The 17,145-nt window shown below is 43.4% G+C and carries 18 protein-coding genes; 16 read left to right on the top strand and 2 right to left on the bottom strand.

Annotation, left to right across the window (positions count from 1 at the left end):
• Positions 1-6 precede the first annotated feature (6 nt).
• Genes purM through purH form a run of 5 tightly spaced genes read left to right on the top strand, consistent with a single transcriptional unit; the run spans position 7 to position 4,013 of the window.
• Entirely contained in the window at positions 7-1,029 is a 1,023-nt protein-coding gene (gene purM, locus AB5Y61_RS03900; protein ID WP_195529589.1) for a phosphoribosylformylglycinamidine cyclo-ligase, read from the top strand.
• A complete protein-coding gene (gene purN / locus AB5Y61_RS03895; RefSeq protein ID WP_195529588.1) occupies positions 1,029-1,586 on the top strand; it encodes a phosphoribosylglycinamide formyltransferase in 558 nt (185 codons plus the stop codon). Before purM ends, purN begins: the two co-directional genes overlap by 1 nt.
• Positions 1,583-1,957: a hypothetical protein gene (locus AB5Y61_RS03890; RefSeq protein ID WP_195529587.1), complete on the top strand. Its 375-nt coding sequence runs from the start codon at positions 1,583-1,585 to the stop codon at positions 1,955-1,957. The genes purN and AB5Y61_RS03890 overlap by 4 nt, the downstream gene beginning before the upstream one ends.
• Before the next feature lie 42 nt (positions 1,958-1,999).
• Positions 2,000-2,464, top strand: coding sequence for a GNAT family N-acetyltransferase (locus tag AB5Y61_RS03885; RefSeq protein ID WP_195529586.1), 465 nt, complete (start codon positions 2,000-2,002; stop codon positions 2,462-2,464).
• Position 2,465: 1 nt separating this feature from the next.
• Entirely contained in the window at positions 2,466-4,013 is a 1,548-nt protein-coding gene (purH, locus tag AB5Y61_RS03880) for a bifunctional phosphoribosylaminoimidazolecarboxamide formyltransferase/IMP cyclohydrolase (RefSeq protein WP_368403238.1), read from the top strand.
• A gap of 51 nt (positions 4,014-4,064) precedes the next feature.
• Here the strand turns inward: purH and AB5Y61_RS03875 are convergent, their stop codons facing one another.
• Positions 4,065-5,084: a GBS Bsp-like repeat-containing protein gene (locus AB5Y61_RS03875; protein ID WP_368403237.1), complete on the bottom strand. Its 1,020-nt coding sequence runs from the start codon at positions 5,082-5,084 to the stop codon at positions 4,065-4,067.
• Between the two features lie 182 nt (positions 5,085-5,266).
• Between AB5Y61_RS03875 and purD the strand changes: the two genes are divergently transcribed.
• From purD to purB, 7 genes are all read left to right on the top strand, one after another.
• On the top strand, positions 5,267-6,529 hold the full coding sequence (purD, locus tag AB5Y61_RS03870; RefSeq protein ID WP_368403236.1) for a phosphoribosylamine--glycine ligase: 1,263 nt from the start codon (positions 5,267-5,269) through the stop codon (positions 6,527-6,529).
• Positions 6,530-6,715: 186 nt separating this feature from the next.
• Positions 6,716-7,207 carry a 5-(carboxyamino)imidazole ribonucleotide mutase gene (purE, locus tag AB5Y61_RS03865; protein WP_368403235.1) on the top strand — a complete coding sequence of 164 codons (492 nt, stop codon included), beginning with the start codon at positions 6,716-6,718 and terminating at the stop codon, positions 7,205-7,207.
• The gene (gene purK, locus AB5Y61_RS03860) at positions 7,194-8,285 is read left to right on the top strand and encodes a 5-(carboxyamino)imidazole ribonucleotide synthase (protein WP_368403234.1); all 1,092 of its coding nucleotides are present in this window, start codon (positions 7,194-7,196) and stop codon (positions 8,283-8,285) included. The genes purE and purK overlap by 14 nt, the downstream gene beginning before the upstream one ends.
• Positions 8,285-8,947, top strand: coding sequence for a hypothetical protein (locus AB5Y61_RS03855; RefSeq protein ID WP_368403233.1), 663 nt, complete (start codon positions 8,285-8,287; stop codon positions 8,945-8,947). Before purK ends, AB5Y61_RS03855 begins: the two co-directional genes overlap by 1 nt.
• A gap of 15 nt (positions 8,948-8,962) precedes the next feature.
• Complete coding sequence (locus tag AB5Y61_RS03850) at positions 8,963-9,190, top strand: phosphoribosylaminoimidazole carboxylase (RefSeq protein ID WP_368403232.1); 228 nt, start codon at positions 8,963-8,965, stop codon at positions 9,188-9,190.
• A 13-nt stretch (positions 9,191-9,203) separates the two neighbouring features.
• Positions 9,204-10,475 carry a DUF4041 domain-containing protein gene (locus AB5Y61_RS03845; protein ID WP_368403231.1) on the top strand — a complete coding sequence of 424 codons (1,272 nt, stop codon included), beginning with the start codon at positions 9,204-9,206 and terminating at the stop codon, positions 10,473-10,475.
• A gap of 148 nt (positions 10,476-10,623) precedes the next feature.
• Positions 10,624-11,922: an adenylosuccinate lyase gene (gene purB / locus AB5Y61_RS03840; protein ID WP_368403230.1), complete on the top strand. Its 1,299-nt coding sequence runs from the start codon at positions 10,624-10,626 to the stop codon at positions 11,920-11,922.
• A gap of 340 nt (positions 11,923-12,262) precedes the next feature.
• Here the strand turns inward: purB and AB5Y61_RS03835 are convergent, their stop codons facing one another.
• The gene (locus tag AB5Y61_RS03835) at positions 12,263-12,979 is read right to left on the bottom strand and encodes a GntR family transcriptional regulator (RefSeq protein ID WP_023920049.1); all 717 of its coding nucleotides are present in this window, start codon (positions 12,977-12,979) and stop codon (positions 12,263-12,265) included.
• Positions 12,980-13,111: 132 nt separating this feature from the next.
• On the opposite strand from AB5Y61_RS03835, the gene AB5Y61_RS03830 reads away from it, so the two are divergent.
• The 4 genes from AB5Y61_RS03830 to AB5Y61_RS03815 are packed head-to-tail and all read left to right on the top strand — an operon-like array spanning position 13,112 to position 17,134.
• Complete coding sequence (locus AB5Y61_RS03830) at positions 13,112-14,899, top strand: beta-galactosidase family protein (RefSeq protein WP_368403229.1); 1,788 nt, start codon at positions 13,112-13,114, stop codon at positions 14,897-14,899.
• Entirely contained in the window at positions 14,896-15,372 is a 477-nt protein-coding gene (locus tag AB5Y61_RS03825) for a PTS system mannose/fructose/N-acetylgalactosamine-transporter subunit IIB (protein ID WP_006595287.1), read from the top strand. The genes AB5Y61_RS03830 and AB5Y61_RS03825 overlap by 4 nt, the downstream gene beginning before the upstream one ends.
• Positions 15,373-15,411: 39 nt before the next feature.
• On the top strand, positions 15,412-16,326 hold the full coding sequence (locus AB5Y61_RS03820) for a PTS mannose/fructose/sorbose/N-acetylgalactosamine transporter subunit IIC (RefSeq protein WP_368403228.1): 915 nt from the start codon (positions 15,412-15,414) through the stop codon (positions 16,324-16,326).
• Complete coding sequence (locus tag AB5Y61_RS03815) at positions 16,313-17,134, top strand: PTS system mannose/fructose/sorbose family transporter subunit IID (protein WP_368403227.1); 822 nt, start codon at positions 16,313-16,315, stop codon at positions 17,132-17,134. Before AB5Y61_RS03820 ends, AB5Y61_RS03815 begins: the two co-directional genes overlap by 14 nt.
• The last annotated feature ends 11 nt before the right edge of the window (positions 17,135-17,145 follow it).

Raw genomic sequence — 17,145 nt, 5'->3', positions numbered from 1 at the left:
AAACAAATGACAAATAAAAATGCTTATGCGCAGTCTGGTGTGGATGTTGAAGCGGGTTATGAAGTTGTTGAACGGATCAAAAAACACGTAGCACGTACAGAACGTGCGGGTGTTATGGGAGCTCTTGGTGGTTTCGGTGGTATGTTTGACCTTTCAAAAACAGGTGTCAAAGAGCCTGTTTTGATCTCAGGTACAGATGGTGTTGGTACTAAGCTGATGCTAGCTATCAAGTACGACAAACACGATACGATTGGTCAAGACTGTGTGGCTATGTGTGTCAACGATATCATCGCTGCAGGTGCGGAGCCCCTCTACTTCTTGGACTACGTAGCAACTGGTAAAAATGAACCAGCTAAACTAGAACAAGTGGTTGCTGGGGTAGCCGAAGGGTGTGTGCAAGCTGGTGCAGCCCTTATCGGTGGCGAAACAGCTGAAATGCCGGGTATGTATGGTGAAGATGACTATGATTTGGCTGGGTTTGCTGTTGGTGTTGCAGAAAAATCTCAAATTATCGACGGTTCAAAAGTAGCTGAAGGCGATGTGATTCTTGGACTTGCTTCAAGCGGAATCCACTCAAATGGTTATTCACTCGTGCGTCGTGTCTTTGCGGACTATACAGGTGAAGAAGTCCTCCCAGAATTGGAAGGCAAGAAACTCAAAGACGTTCTTTTGGAGCCAACTCGTATCTACGTCAAAGCGGCTTTGCCACTCATCAAAGAAGAATTGGTGAATGGAATTGCCCACATCACAGGTGGTGGTTTCATCGAAAATGTACCACGGATGTTCGCTGATGATTTGGCTGCTGAAATTGACGAAAGCAAAGTCCCGGTTCTTCCAATTTTCAAAGCTCTTGAAAAATATGGTGAAATTAAACATGAAGAAATGTTTGAAATTTTCAACATGGGGATTGGTCTCATGCTTGCAGTGAAACCAGAAAATGTGGAACGTGTCAAAGAACTTCTTGACGAACCTGTGTATGAAATCGGTCGGATTGTGAAGAAAAATGGCGCAAGTGTGGTGATTAAATAATGGCTAAAAAGATTGCTGTTTTTGCCTCTGGCAACGGCTCAAACTTTCAGGTGATTGCAGAACAATTTCCAGTAGAATTTGTTTTTTCAGATCACCGGGATGCCTATGTCTTAGAACGTGCGAAAAACCTTGGTGTGGCTAGCCATGCCTTTGAACTCAAGGAATTTGACAATAAAGCGGCTTATGAAGAGGCTATCGTCAAACTCTTGGAAGAGCACCAGATTGACTTGGTTTGTTTGGCGGGCTATATGAAAATCGTTGGCCCAACCTTGCTAGCGGCCTATGAAGGCCGTATCATCAATATTCACCCGGCTTATCTTCCAGAATTTCCAGGGGCTCATGGCATTGAGGATGCTTGGAATGCAGGCGTTGCTGAGAGCGGTGTGACCATTCACTGGGTGGACTCTGGTGTGGACACTGGTAAGGTTATCAAACAAGTCCGTGTGCCACGCCTTGAAGGGGATACCCTTGACGCTTTCGAGACTCGCATCCATGAAACAGAGTACAAGCTCTATCCAGAAGTCTTGGAACATTTGGGAGTGGAGAGGAAAGAATGAATATTGACCAATACTATATGGATTTAAAAAATAAGTTATCTAACAGACCAATCCTACTGGATAATACTAATGATTTTCTTTTTGTTTTAGTAAATACAGTGAAAGCTATGATAGAAAATACTGATAAAAGTCAGCTTTCAGAGTTAGATAAAATTTTAGATGGTGTCACAAGTCAAGAATTAAAACTTGCCTATGATTTCTGTCAAGGGAGATTCGGTCAAGCAGGTTTTTCTTATCGTAGGCATCCGAATTATTTTTATTTATCCAGTTTAATTGCGACTTTTCCAGAATTTGAGTTGTCTAAATCAGACAGAGATTACCTCAAAGGAATCATAAACTTTGATAACTACCTTTTATATGAGTTAGATTAATCTTTAATCACCTCAAACCCTATTCATTCAAAAGGAGAAAAAATGATTGAGCTGAAATTAGTAGATGAAAGCAGTTTTCAGGCAGTGCTGGATTTGAAAATATCTGAAGCTGATGAACGAGCACGTTTCGTAGCTCCAAATGTGCGTTCTTTAGCTGATGCATGGCTCTACCGAGAGAATGGTGATGTGTTTCCCATGGCAATCTATTGGGATGAGCAAGTGGTTGGCTTTCTCCTGCTGGAAATAGACAAGGATGAAGCGGAATACTTTATCTGGCGGATAATGATTGGCCAGCAGTACCAAGGAAAAGGTTATGGACGAAAAGCTTTGGAAGTTCTGGTCAAAGAGGCTCAGATGGATAGAGCTTGCAATCATATTATCGCAGATTATGTAGTTGGAAATGAAAAAATGAAGTACCTGCTGACTAGTTTGGGTTTTCAGGAAACAGGATTTATAGAAGAAAATAACGAAGTCGCTATGCGCTTGGATCTAAAGAAAGAGGAATAGAATGACTAAACGCGCACTAATTAGTGTTTCAGATAAAGCGGGCATTGTTGAATTTGCCCAAGAACTCAAGAAACTCGGTTGGGACATCATCTCAACAGGTGGGACAAAAATTGCCCTTGATAATGCCGGTGTTGATACCATTGCCATTGACGATGTGACTGGTTTTCCAGAAATGATGGACGGCCGTGTGAAGACTCTCCATCCAAATATCCACGGTGGTCTCCTCGCTCGTCGTGACCTCGATAGTCACCTTGATGCTGCTAAGGATAATCAGATCGAACTGATAGACCTTGTTGTGGTCAATCTTTACCCATTCAAGGAAACCATCCTAAAACCAGACGTGACTTACGCTGACGCGGTGGAAAACATCGATATCGGTGGGCCATCTATGCTTCGTTCAGCAGCAAAAAACCACGCTAGCGTAACAGTAGTGGTAGACCCTGCTGACTATGCTGTTGTGCTTGACGAATTGGCAGCCAAGGGCGAAACAAGTTACGAAACTCGCCAACGCTTGGCGGCTAAGGTTTTCCGCCACACAGCTTCATACGACGCTTTGATTGCAGAGTACTTCACAGCTCAAGTGGGTGAAACAAAACCTGAAAAACTCACTCTGACCTATGATCTCAAGCAACCAATGCGTTACGGGGAAAACCCTCAACAAGACGCAGACTTCTACCAAAAGGCCTTGCCAACGGATTACTCCATCGCTTCCGCTAAACAACTGAACGGGAAAGAATTGTCCTTCAACAATATCCGTGACGCTGATGCCGCTATCCGGATTATCCGTGATTTCAAAGACCGTCCAACCGTTGTGGCTTTGAAACACATGAACCCATGTGGGATTGGTCAAGCTGACGACATCGAAACAGCTTGGGACTACGCTTATGAGTCTGACCCAGTATCGATTTTCGGTGGTATTGTCGTTCTCAACCGTGAGGTAGATGCTGCGACAGCTCAAAAAATGCATGGTGTTTTCCTTGAAATCATCATTGCACCAAGCTATACAGATGAAGCGCTTGAAATCTTGACAACCAAGAAGAAAAACTTGCGGATCCTTGAATTGCCATTTGACGCTCAAGATGCTAGCGAAGTGGAAGCAGAATACACTGGTGTTGTCGGTGGACTTCTCGTTCAAAACCAAGACGTTGTGAAAGAAAGTCCAGCTGACTGGCAAGTAGTTACCAAACGCCAACCAACTGAAACAGAAGCGACAGCTCTTGAGTTTGCTTGGAAAGCTATCAAGTATGTGAAATCAAATGGTATCATCGTGACCAACGACCACATGACACTTGGAGTTGGCCCTGGTCAAACTAACCGTGTGGCTTCAGTCCGTATCGCTATTGACCAAGCTAAAGACCGTCTTGACGGCGCTGTTCTTGCTTCAGATGCCTTCTTCCCATTTGCGGATAACGTGGAAGAAATTGCTAAAGCAGGGATTAAAGCGATCATCCAACCGGGGGGTTCTGTTCGTGACCAAGAGTCCATCGAAGCGGCGGACAAATATGGCTTGACGATGGTCTTCACAGGCGTGAGACATTTTAGACATTAATCAAATAAGGCACTCATTCATTGATGAGTGCCTTTATTAGTCAAGCGACCTTTAATTTGGATAGATATAGCTGACCGTTCCCCAGACGGGATTGGTCGGGTCGAACCAGCCACGGAAGTTGTCGATATAGCGATGGCCGTTGTAATTGGCTTCTTGGATCTGAATTTTTTGGTCATGTTCGACGTCCGTAACTAAGGCGACATGTCCGTATCCCCCATCATCCCAACAGGCGATGGCACCGACCTCTGGACTACTTCCTGTCCGGAACCCCGCAGCGCGTGCACTAGCTGCCCACATGCCACCGTTTCCCCACCAGTTGTGGGCCCAAGGGGCTAATTCTTTGGCTCCCCAGGTACATTCACCGATAGGGTAGGTGTTTCCCGGGTGTGTTGCGAGTGGCGTGAGCTTTGGCTTTGCCTTTTCTACTTGAAAGGTAGTGGGGAATAGCCCTTTTAGTTGTCCCTTGCTTCTCTGGTAAACGTGTAGGTGAAATAGCCCGCTTCCCTTGTGTTTTTGAGCTTGAAAGCGCAGTTTGAAATGTCCAGATGTGATTTTCTTTGCTGGATACCAGACCAGATCATCCTGCCCATTCTCTTCAGACCAGATGGGAAAGACAATCTCGTCAACGTCTTCGAATAACTTTAGGTCTATCTCGAATTCTTGTGAGGTGATGGGTGTGATCGTGATCTTGGGCTGGGAGGAAGCCAGGTCTTTTTGCTGGACGCTTGTCGTGAGAGGGTAGAGGCCGGTTAGCTGCTCATTTGCCTCCACCCCATAGACATGGACATGATAAAGTCCAGCTTGATCAGAATGGTTGGTCAAAGGCACTTGTAGGTCGAATCCCTTGTCACTGCGCTCCAAAGGATACCAAGTCAGGTCATCTTGGCCATTTTGGTCAGACCAGACGGGAACTTGGATCTTTTGGTATCTATCTGGGACGTTTCCAAGATGAATCATCAGCTGCCCTTTTTCGGCATAGATAGCATTGGTCGCTTGATCTGCATGAGCAAGAGAGGCTTGCATCCCCCATGCCGCACAAGTCAGTACTACAAATTTTTTGATCGTTTGCATAATACTCCTTTTCGTCAATTAGTAGGTCTCACCTATACTATTCGGAAAAAAATGAGAAATAGGAGAAAATAGCAAAAAATGTTTGGATTCTACTGGAAATAGGAGACTTTTGCTGAAATCATTAGAATAAAACGAACGATTATGATATAATTTAATAAAATAATTCGCAAAAGAGGTTCGAGATGAAACTTTTGGTTGTTGGATCTGGTGGTCGTGAACATGCGATTGCCAAGAAATTATTGGAGTCTAAAGACGTTGAGCAGGTTTTTGTGGCTCCTGGTAATGACGGGATGCGATTGGACGATCTGGATTTGATCAATATCGGAATTTCCGAACATTCTAAGCTGATTGACTTCGCAAAAGTCAACGATATTGCTTGGACCTTTATCGGTCCAGATGATGCCCTTGCAGCTGGGATTGTGGATGATTTCAATGCAGCTGGTCTCAAGGCATTTGGTCCGACCAAGGCTGCGGCTGAGCTGGAGTGGTCTAAGGATTTTGCTAAGGAAATCATGGTCAAATACGACGTTCCGACAGCAGCCTATGGCACATTTTCAGATTTCGAGGAAGCTAAGGCCTACATCGAAGAAAAAGGCGCTCCCATCGTCGTCAAGGCAGACGGCTTGGCCCTAGGGAAAGGTGTCGTCGTTGCGGAGACGGTTGAGCAAGCAGTTGAAGCCGCTCACGAGATGCTTTTGGACAATAAATTCGGAGACTCAGGTGCGCGTGTGGTCATCGAGGAATTCCTTGACGGAGAAGAGTTTTCTCTCTTTGCCTTTGTCAACGGGGACAAGTTCTACATCATGCCAACAGCTCAGGACCACAAACGTGCCTACGATGGTGACAAGGGTCCTAACACTGGTGGGATGGGTGCCTATGCGCCAGTTCCTCACTTACCACAGAGCGTGGTTGACACAGCGGTTGACACCATTGTCAAGCCAGTTCTTGAAGGCATGATTAAAGAAGGACGTCCCTACCTTGGTGTCCTTTACGCAGGTCTTATCTTGACAGCTGATGGACCCAAAGTCATCGAGTTCAACGCTCGTTTCGGAGATCCAGAAACGCAAATTATCCTGCCTCGTTTGACATCTGACTTTGCACAAAATATTACGGATATCCTCGATGGCAAAGAGCCAGCCATCACTTGGACGGACAAGGGTGTGACACTAGGTGTGGTTGTAGCATCAAACGGCTATCCACTCACTTATGAGAAAGGTGTCAAGCTTCCTACCAAGATAGAAGGTGACATCATCACTTACTATGCCGGAGCTAAATTTGCTGAAAATGGGCAAGACCTTCTTTCAAACGGAGGCCGTGTTTACATGCTGGTCACCACGGCTGATACCGTCAAAGACGGGCAAAACACCATCTATAGCCAACTCGACAAACAAAACACAGAAGGCCTTTTCTATCGTACGGATATCGGAAGCAAGGCAATTAGATAAAGATATAAGAAAAGGCGACGCAGTCGCCAAACACGACAATGGTCGCCGTGGTGAAAAGACCAGAACAGTATCTGTTCTGGTCTAGGGAAAATTTGAGACCTTAGGCTCAAATTTTAGGAATGAAACCGAAGGTTTGCTTCCGTCCCCACCACCTAAGACCATTATCAAAAAAGAAAAGGGAAAATTATGACTAAACCAATTATTTCCATCATCATGGGCTCAAAATCCGACTGGGCAACCATGCAAAAAACCGCTGAAGTCCTCGACAACTTCGGCGTCGCTTACGAAAAGAAAGTTGTCTCTGCCCACCGGACACCTGACCTCATGTTTAAACATGCCGAAGAAGCACGTATTCGTGGTATTAAAGTCATCATCGCTGGTGCGGGTGGTGCTGCTCACTTGCCAGGGATGGTTGCTGCTAAAACAACCCTTCCAGTTATCGGCGTACCCGTCAAATCACGTGCCCTTAGAGGTGTGGATTCGCTCTATTCTATCGTTCAGATGCCAGGTGGTGTGCCAGTCGCAACCATGGCGATCGGTGAAGCTGGTGCGACTAATGCGGCCCTCTTTGCCCTCCGTCTCCTTTCAGTAGAGGACCAGGCTATTGCGACAGCTTTGGCGGATTTCGCAGAAGAACAAGGAAAAATCGCAGAGGAGTCTACAAATGAGCTCAACTAAAACCATTGGGATCATCGGTGGTGGCCAGCTAGGGCAGATGATGGCCATTTCTGCTATCTACATGGGGCATAAGGTTATCGCTCTAGATCCAGCAGCGGATTGCCCGGCCTCTCGTGTGGCGGAAATCATCGTGGCCCCATACGACGACGTGGATGCTCTTTGTCAGTTGGCAGACCGCTGTGATGTTCTCACTTATGAATTTGAAAATGTCGATGCTGACGGTTTGGATGCTGTTATCAAAGAAGGCCAGCTTCCTCAAGGGACCGACCTGCTTCGCATTTCTCAAAATCGTATTTTTGAAAAGGACTTCCTCTCAAACAAGGCTCAAGTCACCGTTGCGCCCTACAAGGTTGTGACCTCAAGCCAAGACTTGGCAGATATTGACCTGTCGAAAAACTATGTCCTCAAAACTGCGACAGGTGGCTACGATGGCCATGGTCAGAAGGTTATTCGTTCAGAAGCAGACTTGGAAGAAGCCTATGCGTTAGCGGACTCTGCAGACTGTGTTTTGGAAGAATTTGTCAATTTCGACTTGGAGATTTCTGTCATCGTGTCAGGAAATGGCAAGGACGTGACAGTCTTCCCTGTTCAGGAAAATATCCACCGCAACAACATTCTTTCAAAAACCATTGTGCCCGCTCGCATTTCAGAAAGTCTAGCTGAAAAAGCCAAAGCCATGGCAGTGCGAATCGCTGAACAGCTGAACTTGTCTGGAACTCTTTGTGTGGAAATGTTTGCGACCGCTGACGACATCATCGTCAACGAAATCGCGCCACGCCCACATAACTCTGGACACTATTCAATCGAAGCCTGTGATTTTTCACAATTTGACACACATATCTTGGGCGTTCTCGGAGCGCCACTTCCAGCAATCCACCTCCATGCTCCAGCAGTCATGCTCAACGTCCTCGGCCAGCATGTCGAGGTTGCTGAAACATATGTGACAGAAAATCCAAGCGCCCACCTCCACTTATATGGTAAACTAGAAGCAAAGTACAACCGCAAAATGGGACATGTGGCTTTGTTTAGTGATGTGCCTGACAATGTGGCTGAGTTTGGGGAGGGGATTGATTTTTAGTGGATAAGTTTTTTACAAATGAACACGGTTATTTTAATTGGCAATCTGTATTAGCGATTGTAGGCATTCTTGGCTTTTTATGGGGGATTTATATCTATGTTGATAAACGAAAATCGAAGGTACAAGAACGAAAAATACAAAGTCAAGTGCAAAAACAAGAAAAATTAACAGAACCTTATAACGAGTTAATCAGAATAATATCGTTATTTCCTAATAAAACGCCCTATGATGTTATGACGAACCTACCGTTTTCGCCAGGATTTAATCGTGAAGATTTCGATACGGTAAATAGAATTTTGGAAATTCAGATTAAGGAAGATTATCAAAAGCGATTAGAGCGAAAAGGTCTTACTTATAAGGATGAAGAAGAAATCAAAACAGAAATTCGGAATAGAGAATGCTATATCAAGGAAATAGAAGAAATCAAAAATCAGTATTTTTTAGCTAAGAAAGAATATGAACGATTTAGAAGTACCGATAAGATTATTGAATTGTATGCCAGTCAAGATGTAAAAAATTGCTTAGTCGAGTTTGATGTTACTAGGGACAACGCTTTTATTGCAGGTAGACCTTTAGAATATAACGATGGTAGAAACAATAAATTGAATGATATTCGTTGGGAACTTGAACAAGTCATAAGGGCTGATCTAGGTATTATTTAAAGGGGAGACATTGTTATGATTCAACTCATCATCAACGCATTTGTTGAAAAAGAGAAGACGGGGGCAGTCGTCGAAGTTTTGTATGCTAGTAGTAATCACGAAAAGGTGAAAGCTAAGTATGAAGAACTAGTTACTCAATACCCCGAAAACTATTTAGCTATCTATGATGTCCCGTTAGATACGGATTTGAATACACTGGATCATTATCCATCTGTATGGATTGGGAAAGAGGAATTTGAGTAGGAGAACTTAGTATATGGGGATATTTAGTTTTGGGAAGCCTAAAGATGAAGTTCTGGAAAATAAAATTCAAAAATTAAACCAAGAAATCGAACTAAAGAAAAAGAGTTTAGATGAATTAAAGTTTCAAATACAAACTGCTGAGGAAATATATTCTTTGAACGAAGAATTAGTAAATAAACGGAGCGAACTTGATCGTTTAAACTATGAAATTTCTTTAGCAAATGATGACATAGGCTTACAAGAATTTGGCTTTTTTAATCGGCAATATAAATTCACTGATTCACTTCAATACAAAGAAGCTTTAGAAAATCTTAGACTTCAGGAAAAAGAACTTGTTAAAAATGATAAGGCTGCAAAGATTATTTGGACTTACACTTTTAACAATAGTGAAAAAAAAGGTCGTGCGATTCAAAATAAATTAAAAAAGGTGGCAATTAGAGGTTTTAATGGAGAAGCAGATGCCTTACTAGTAAAAGCAACGCCTGCTAATGTTGAAAACAAGAAGACCGCGCTTATACGATCGTTTGATCAGCTGAATAAAATTTATGCTAGTAATGGTGTGGAGATCACATCAGAATATTTACAACTGAAATTGCTTGAATTTCAAGTAGCTGTTGAGTACGAGCTTCAAAAGCAAGAAGAAAAAGAGTTGCTTCGTGAACAAAGAGAAAAGGAACGAGAAGATAAAAAACTTCAAGTCGAGATTAAAGCGAAACGAAAGCAATTAGAAAAAGATAGAGATCACTTTAAAAATATGGTTGCCAAGGTAACAGAGTTACTGAAAGAAGCAAAAAATGATGAAGTAGATGAACTCAGACGCCAATTGACTGAATATCAGGATAAATTATCTGAATTAGATGAAATTGAAGAAGACATTGATTATCGAGAAGGTCATGCAACAGCAGGATATGTGTATGTGATATCTAACATAGGTTCTTTTGGTGAAGATGTTTATAAAGTTGGAGTTACTCGTCGTTTAGAGCCATTGGAACGCATCAGGGAATTAAGCAGTGCTTCTGTACCTTTTCAATTTGATGTCCATGCTTTGATTTTTAGTGAAGAAGCCTTTGCTTTAGAAACAGAGCTACATAATCAACTTGCTAACTATAAAGTAAATAAGGTAAATGGACGAAAAGAATATTTCAAAGTTCCATTTGAAAAAATAAAAGAACTTTTGGATAAACACGAAGAGTTGACTGTAGAATTAAATGAGAATGCTGAAGCGTTTGAATATAGACAAACCAAAGCTATTGAAGATAAACAGTTATTGCAAAACGACTTTTAGTCGTTAAACGGATGTTTCACGCCGTGGGGAAAGCGTAAGCGACGGAAATCTTGAGACTTCAGGCTCAAGATTTAGTCATGAGATTCCGGAGGAAGCTGCTGACGTCCGCCCCACTTAAGTGAAACATCAATAGAAAGGAAAATTAAACATGATTGATAGATATAGCCGCCCTGAGATGGCGAACATTTGGACTGAAGAAAATAAATACCGTGCTTGGCTTGAGGTGGAAATCTTGGCTGACGAAGCATGGGCTGAGTTGGGAGAAATTCCTAAGGAAGATGTGGCTTTGATTCGTGAAAAAGCGGACTTTGATATCGACCGTATTTTGGAAATCGAGCAGCAAACTCGTCACGATGTGGTGGCCTTCACACGTGCGGTTTCTGAGACTCTTGGTGAAGAGCGCAAGTGGGTTCACTATGGTTTGACATCTACTGACGTGGTAGATACGGCCTACGGTTACCTCTACAAACAAGCCAACGATATCATCCGTAAGGACCTTGAAAACTTCCTTAACATCATCGCTGACAAAGCGAAAGAACACAAGTTCACCATCATGATGGGTCGTACCCACGGTGTGCACGCTGAGCCGACAACTTTTGGTCTTAAATTGGCCACTTGGTACAGCGAAATGAAACGGAACATCGATCGTTTCGAGCATGCGGCTGCCGGTGTGGAAGCTGGTAAGATTTCTGGTGCGGTTGGTAACTTTGCCAATATCCCACCATTCGTCGAAAAATACGTCTGCGATAAATTGGGTATCCGTGCTCAAGAAATCTCTACACAGGTGCTCCCTCGTGATCTTCACGCTGAGTACTTTGCAGTTCTTGCGAGCATCGCAACATCTATCGAGCGTATGGCTACTGAGATCCGTGGTCTTCAAAAATCTGAACAACGTGAAGTGGAAGAGTTCTTTGCTAAAGGGCAAAAAGGTTCTTCAGCAATGCCTCACAAACGCAACCCTATCGGTTCTGAAAACATGACAGGTCTTGCACGTGTCATCCGTGGTCACATGGTAACAGCTTATGAAAATGTGTCACTCTGGCATGAACGTGATATCTCTCACTCATCAGCTGAGCGGATCATTGCACCAGATACCACTATCTTGATTGACTACATGCTTAACCGTTTTGGAAATATTGTCAAGAACTTGACAGTCTTCCCTGAAAACATGATCCGCAACATGAACTCTACATTCGGTCTGATCTTCAGCCAACGAGCTATGTTGACTTTGATTGAAAAAGGCATGACACGTGAGCAAGCTTACGACCTTGTTCAACCAAAAACTGCCCAATCATGGGATAACCAAGTCGACTTCAAACCACTTCTTGAAGCAGATCCAGAAGTGACATCACGTCTCACTCAAGAAGAAATCGACGAAATCTTCAACCCAACTTACTATACCAAACGGGTGGATGAAATCTTCGAACGCATCGGTTTGGGAGACTAGGCGCAACTAAAAACGGGAATTTGAAAAATAGACGAAAGAGGCTGGGACAAAAGTCCTAGCCTCTTAATTGTTCTTGGATTGTCGAGCAAGACGCAGTGGTTGAGTGGGCTCTACTATGCTGATTTCATCAGCTTTTACAGCCCTACTCAACTGTGCGGAGGTGGGACGACGAAATCGGATTCTAATGAATTACCGATTTCTGTCCCACTCTCTTTTTTAAACTTTTTATAGCTAAACTATCACTAATTATATATATTTTTAAAGAGGTCTTTAGAAATTGTTTTCAACATGCTATACTGGAGCTATAAAAAAGACCGAGATGTCTCAGTCTTTTTGGTTCTTAGTGATCGCGGTCACAGGAGATGAACTTGATCTTGTAGTAGTCACCGCGTTTATAGGTTTCAGTGTATTCAAGGATTTGGCCAGTCGCTTCTAGCTTGGTCGTCTTCACTTGTTTGACTGTTGGGAAATTTTCGTCGATCTTCAATACTTTAGCAATCTTGCTTGGTGTAGGAAAGACGATTTCGTTGACTTCTTCGAAGTGCTCATCATTCATATGAATGTGATAGTCTTCTTTGAAGCGATCATAGATAGAGCTGTAGTATTCCAAATTTGGATAGTTTGGATTGATGTATTGTTCAGGAACATAGGTTTGGTGGAAGATATAGGTATCATCCCCAGTCTGGCGCGTCCGTTCGATCTTATAGTAAAATTGCGTTGGGTTGAGGCCTAGTTTGTCTAGGATACTCAAGGTATTTCCGCGTTTAATAGAGAGAACTTTGACTTTGGCCTTTTGGATGGGGAAGGTTTCAACATCTGAAAATTCAACCAGTTTGTGTTTTCGAGCACGAGAAACAAAGGTTCCTTTTCCTTGCTGGCGGACAATGTAGCCATCAGCAGCGAGGTCGTTCAAAGCACGGACAACGGTGATAGAGCTGACATCATAAATTTTAATGAGTTCAGCTTCAGTATAAAATTTATCTCCATTTTCAAATTTTCCGGAGATAATTTGCTGCTTCAATTCATCTTTGATGTGTTGGTACTTTGGAATTGCCATAGTGCTACCTCTCTTTAGATTTCTCTTATTTAACCCTATTTTAACATATTTTTTATAAAAGTGTTGACATTTTTTAAATAATTTATTATATTAATAAATGAAAAGGGTTACATATAAGAAAGGGGGGCGTTTATGGGAGTTTTTGAGATTCGCGATGATTTCTATTTAAAAGATCAACCCTTCAAGATTTTATCCGGAGCGATCCATTATTTCCGAATTGACCCAGCAGACTGGTATCATTCCTTGTATAATCTAAAGGCTTTAGGTTTTAACACGGTTGAGACCTATGTCCCTTGGAATGCGCATGAACCCCGCAAAGGACAGTTTGACTTTAGTGGTCGATTGGATTTAGAGCGTTTCATTCAAACAGCCCAGTCCCTAGGACTTTACATGATTGTAAGGCCGTCGCCCTTTATCTGTGCAGAGTGGGAATTTGGAGGCTTGCCAGCCTGGCTCTTAGAAGAAGACCTGCGAATCCGCTCATCAGACCCAGCCTTTATCGAAGCGGTGGATCGTTATTATGATCGCTTGCTTGGGGTGTTGACACCCTACCAAGTGGATCAGGGTGGTCCAATCCTCATGATGCAGGTGGAAAATGAGTACGGCTCTTATGGAGAAGATAAGGATTATCTTCGTGCCATTCGGGATTTGATGAAGGAAAAAGGCGTGACCTGCCCCCTCTTTACATCAGATGGGCCATGGCGAGCAACCCTAAGAGCAGGAACCCTGATTGAAGAAGACCTCTTTGTGACGGGAAACTTCGGCTCTAAAGCAGCCTATAACTTTGGTCAGATGCAAGAATTCTTTGACGAATACGGCAAGAAATGGCCCTTGATGTGTATGGAATTCTGGGATGGCTGGTTTACCCGCTGGAAGGAACCCGTGATTCACAGGGATCCAGAAGAGTTGGCAGAAGCTGTACATGAGGTCTTGGAGCTCGGCTCCATCAATCTCTACATGTTTCATGGCGGGACCAATTTCGGCTTTATGAATGGTTGCTCAGCTCGGGGAACGCTAGATTTGCCACAGGTGACGTCCTATGACTATGGGGCTTTGCTCAATGAGCAGGGCAATCCGACAGAGAAGTATTATGCTATTCAAAAGATGATGGCGACCTATTATCCGGAATACCCACAGCAAGAACCGCTCATCAAGGAGTACTTGCCAGAACAAACCTTGCAATTGGCAGCCAAGACTAGTCTTTTTGGGAATCTGGACAATCTGGCTCAAGTCAAAACCAGTCTCTATCCGAAAAAGATGGAAGAGTTGGGGCAAACCACAGGCTATCTACTATATGAGACGGACCTTGAGTTGGATGCGGAAGAAGAAAAACTGCGCATCATTGATGGTCAGGATCGGGTACAAATTTACCTGGATGATCGTCATGTAGCAACACAATACCAAACAGAGATCGGTGAAGATCTTTTTATCAAAGGGAAAAAGAAAGCGGTTACGAATTTAAAAATCTTGCTTGAGAATATGGGACGTGTCAACTACGGGCACAAGCTCTTAGCTGATAGCCAGCACAAGGGCATTCGCACAGGTGTTTGTGTGGATTTGCATTTCCACCTTCATTGGAAGCAGTACCCACTGGATTTACAAGATCTCAGCCAGCTCGATTTTTCAAAGGAATGGCAGGCAGGTGCTCCAGCATTTTACCGATATGATTTTCAGCTGGACCACACCCTTGACACTTATCTGGATATGACAGGATTTGGGAAAGGGGTCGTCTTTGTCAACGGCCACAACCTCGGTCGCTTCTGGGAAGTCGGACCGACTACTTCACTTTACGTGCCTCATGGTTTCCTCAAAGAAGGAGCCAATAGCCTGATTGTCTTTGAGACAGAAGGGCGTTACCAAGAGACACTTCAACTTGTTCAACAACCTACATTCAAAGAAGTAAAGGGGGAAAACTTATGACTATTGTAGGATGCCGTATCGATGGACGTTTGATCCACGGGCAGGTAGCCAATCTTTGGACTACCAAACTAAATATTTCACGTATCATGGTGATCGATGACGAAGTCGCTCAAAATGATATTGAAAAAAGTGGTTTGAAACTGGCGACACCACCTGGTGTTAAACTCAGTATCTTGCCAGTCGCAAAGGCTGCGGAAAATATCTTGGCTGGAAAATATGATAGCCAACGACTCTTTATCGTAGCTCGCAAACCAGATCGTTTCCTCGGTTTGGTGGAAGCAGGTGTGCCACTTGAAACCTTAAACGTAGGGAACATGTCTCAATCAGACGAGACTCGTCCCGTTACTCGTTCGATCAATGTAGTGGATGCCGATGTGGAAGCTTTCCACAAGCTAGCTGAAAAAGGAGTTAAGCTAACTGCTCAAATGGTTCCAAATGATCCAGTTGAAGACTTCTTGAAGTTGCTCAAATAGTTTATAAATAAAAAAGAAAAATTTTAGGAGGAAATTGTCATGATACAATGGTGGCAAATTTTACTACTTACTTTGTACTCAGCTTATCAAATCTGTGATGAGTTGACGATTGTTTCATCAGCAGGATCACCAGTCTTTGCTGGTTTCATTACAGGACTTGTCATGGGAGATTTAAAGACAGGTCTCTTTATCGGAGCTTCTCTTCAATTGACAGTGCTCGGTGTTGGTACTTTCGGTGGAGCTTCTCGTATCGACGCCACTTCTGGTGCCGTTCTTGCGACTGCCTTCTCAGTAGCAAAAGGGATTGATGCAGAGCTTGCTATTGCTACAATCGCTGTGCCGGTAGCAACTTTGTTGACATACTTTGATATTCTTGGTCGTATGACTACAACTTACTTCGCTCACCGTGTAGATGCTGCGATTGAACGCTTTGATTACAAAGGCATCGAACGCAACTATCTCCTTGGGGCGATTCCATGGGCTCTTTCTCGAGCTCTCCCAGTTTTCTTCGCGCTTGCTTATGGTGGAGCTTTCGTAGAAACTGTTGTTACAAGTCTTGCTAATGTACAATGGTTGGCAAACGGTCTGAAACTTGCAGGTCAAATGCTTCCAGGTCTTGGATTTGCGATCTTGCTTCGTTACCTTCCTGTTCGTCGTAACCTTCACTACTTAGCACTTGGCTTTGGTTTGACAGCAATGTTGACAGTGCTTTATAGCAATGTTCAAAGCCTTGGTGCTGCAGTGTCTAGCATTGTTGGTTCTGAAGTGTTCGCTAAACTTCCAAAAGAACAAGCTATTACTTTTGTTAACAACTTCAAGAGTGTATCTATGATTGGGGTTGCCATCATTGGTATCTTCCTTGCAGTGCAACACTTCAAAAACAGTCAACGTACGGTTGTAGCTGCTCCAGCAAGCAATGTAGAAAGCGGGGAAATTGAAGATGACGAATTCTAAGAACTACAAACTCACTAAAGAGGATTTTAATCAAATTAACAAACGTAGTCTGTTTACTTTCCAATTGGGTTGGAACTATGAACGGATGCAGGCTTCTGGTTACCTTTATATGCTTCTTCCACAATTGCGGAAAATGTATGGAGACGGCACACCTGAACTGAAAGAAATGATGAAATTGCATACGCAATTCTTCAATACTTCACCATTCTTCCACACCATTATCACTGGTTTTGACCTCGCTTTGGAAGAAAAAGATGGTGTCAAATCAAAAGATGCGGTCAATGGTATCAAGACAGGTCTCATGGGACCATTCGCTCCTCTTGGGGACTCAATCTTTGGATCATTGGTACCAGCGATTATGGGTTCAATCGCAGCAACTTTGGCTGTTGCAGGAAACCCAGCCGGTATCTTCTTGTGGATCGCTGTGGCAGTTGCTTATGACATTTTCCGTTGGAAACAATTGGAATTTGCCTATAAAGAAGGGGTTAACCTCATCAACAACATGCAAAGTACCTTGACAGCTTTGATCGATGCAGCTGCCGTTCTGGGTATCTTCATGGTTGGTGCCTTGATTGCCAGCATGATTGGTGTTGAAGTTTCTTGGGCTCCACATATTGGGGACAAAGCGATTGAAATTCAAGATATGCTCAACCTTATCTTCCCACGCTTAGTACCAGCTATCATCACAGGTGTAATCTACTGGTTGCTTGGACGTAAGGGTATGAACTCTACAAAAGCTATCTTGCTCATCATCCTTGCGGCAATCGCATTCTCAGCATTTGGCCACTTCTTCTTTGGAATGGCATAATGGAGTAAGGT

This window comes from Streptococcus parasanguinis (genome assembly GCF_040908565.1).
GTDB lineage: Bacteria > Bacillota > Bacilli > Lactobacillales > Streptococcaceae > Streptococcus > Streptococcus parasanguinis_AC.
This window is presented reverse-complemented; position numbering and strand designations above follow the sequence as displayed.

Excerpts from the sequence above, each read along its gene's own strand:
- AB5Y61_RS03820 (WP_368403228.1), top strand. The coding sequence starts at position 15,412 with ATGATACAATGGTGGCAAATTTTACTACTTACTTTGTACTCAGCTTAT.
- purK (WP_368403234.1), top strand. The coding sequence starts at position 7,194 with ATGAGCTCAACTAAAACCATTGGGATCATCGGTGGTGGCCAGCTAGGG.
- purH (WP_368403238.1), top strand. The coding sequence starts at position 2,466 with ATGACTAAACGCGCACTAATTAGTGTTTCAGATAAAGCGGGCATTGTT.
- AB5Y61_RS03885 (WP_195529586.1), top strand. The coding sequence starts at position 2,000 with ATGATTGAGCTGAAATTAGTAGATGAAAGCAGTTTTCAGGCAGTGCTG.
- AB5Y61_RS03815 (WP_368403227.1), top strand. The coding sequence starts at position 16,313 with ATGACGAATTCTAAGAACTACAAACTCACTAAAGAGGATTTTAATCAA.
- purB (WP_368403230.1), top strand. The coding sequence starts at position 10,624 with ATGATTGATAGATATAGCCGCCCTGAGATGGCGAACATTTGGACTGAA.
- AB5Y61_RS03845 (WP_368403231.1), top strand. The coding sequence starts at position 9,204 with ATGGGGATATTTAGTTTTGGGAAGCCTAAAGATGAAGTTCTGGAAAAT.
- purN (WP_195529588.1), top strand. The coding sequence starts at position 1,029 with ATGGCTAAAAAGATTGCTGTTTTTGCCTCTGGCAACGGCTCAAACTTT.
- AB5Y61_RS03830 (WP_368403229.1), top strand. The coding sequence starts at position 13,112 with ATGGGAGTTTTTGAGATTCGCGATGATTTCTATTTAAAAGATCAACCC.
- AB5Y61_RS03835 (WP_023920049.1), bottom strand. The coding sequence starts at position 12,979 with ATGGCAATTCCAAAGTACCAACACATCAAAGATGAATTGAAGCAGCAA.
- AB5Y61_RS03890 (WP_195529587.1), top strand. The coding sequence starts at position 1,583 with ATGAATATTGACCAATACTATATGGATTTAAAAAATAAGTTATCTAAC.
- AB5Y61_RS03875 (WP_368403237.1), bottom strand. The coding sequence starts at position 5,084 with ATGCAAACGATCAAAAAATTTGTAGTACTGACTTGTGCGGCATGGGGG.
- purM (WP_195529589.1), top strand. The coding sequence starts at position 7 with ATGACAAATAAAAATGCTTATGCGCAGTCTGGTGTGGATGTTGAAGCG.
- purD (WP_368403236.1), top strand. The coding sequence starts at position 5,267 with ATGAAACTTTTGGTTGTTGGATCTGGTGGTCGTGAACATGCGATTGCC.
- AB5Y61_RS03825 (WP_006595287.1), top strand. The coding sequence starts at position 14,896 with ATGACTATTGTAGGATGCCGTATCGATGGACGTTTGATCCACGGGCAG.
- AB5Y61_RS03850 (WP_368403232.1), top strand. The coding sequence starts at position 8,963 with ATGATTCAACTCATCATCAACGCATTTGTTGAAAAAGAGAAGACGGGG.
- purE (WP_368403235.1), top strand. The coding sequence starts at position 6,716 with ATGACTAAACCAATTATTTCCATCATCATGGGCTCAAAATCCGACTGG.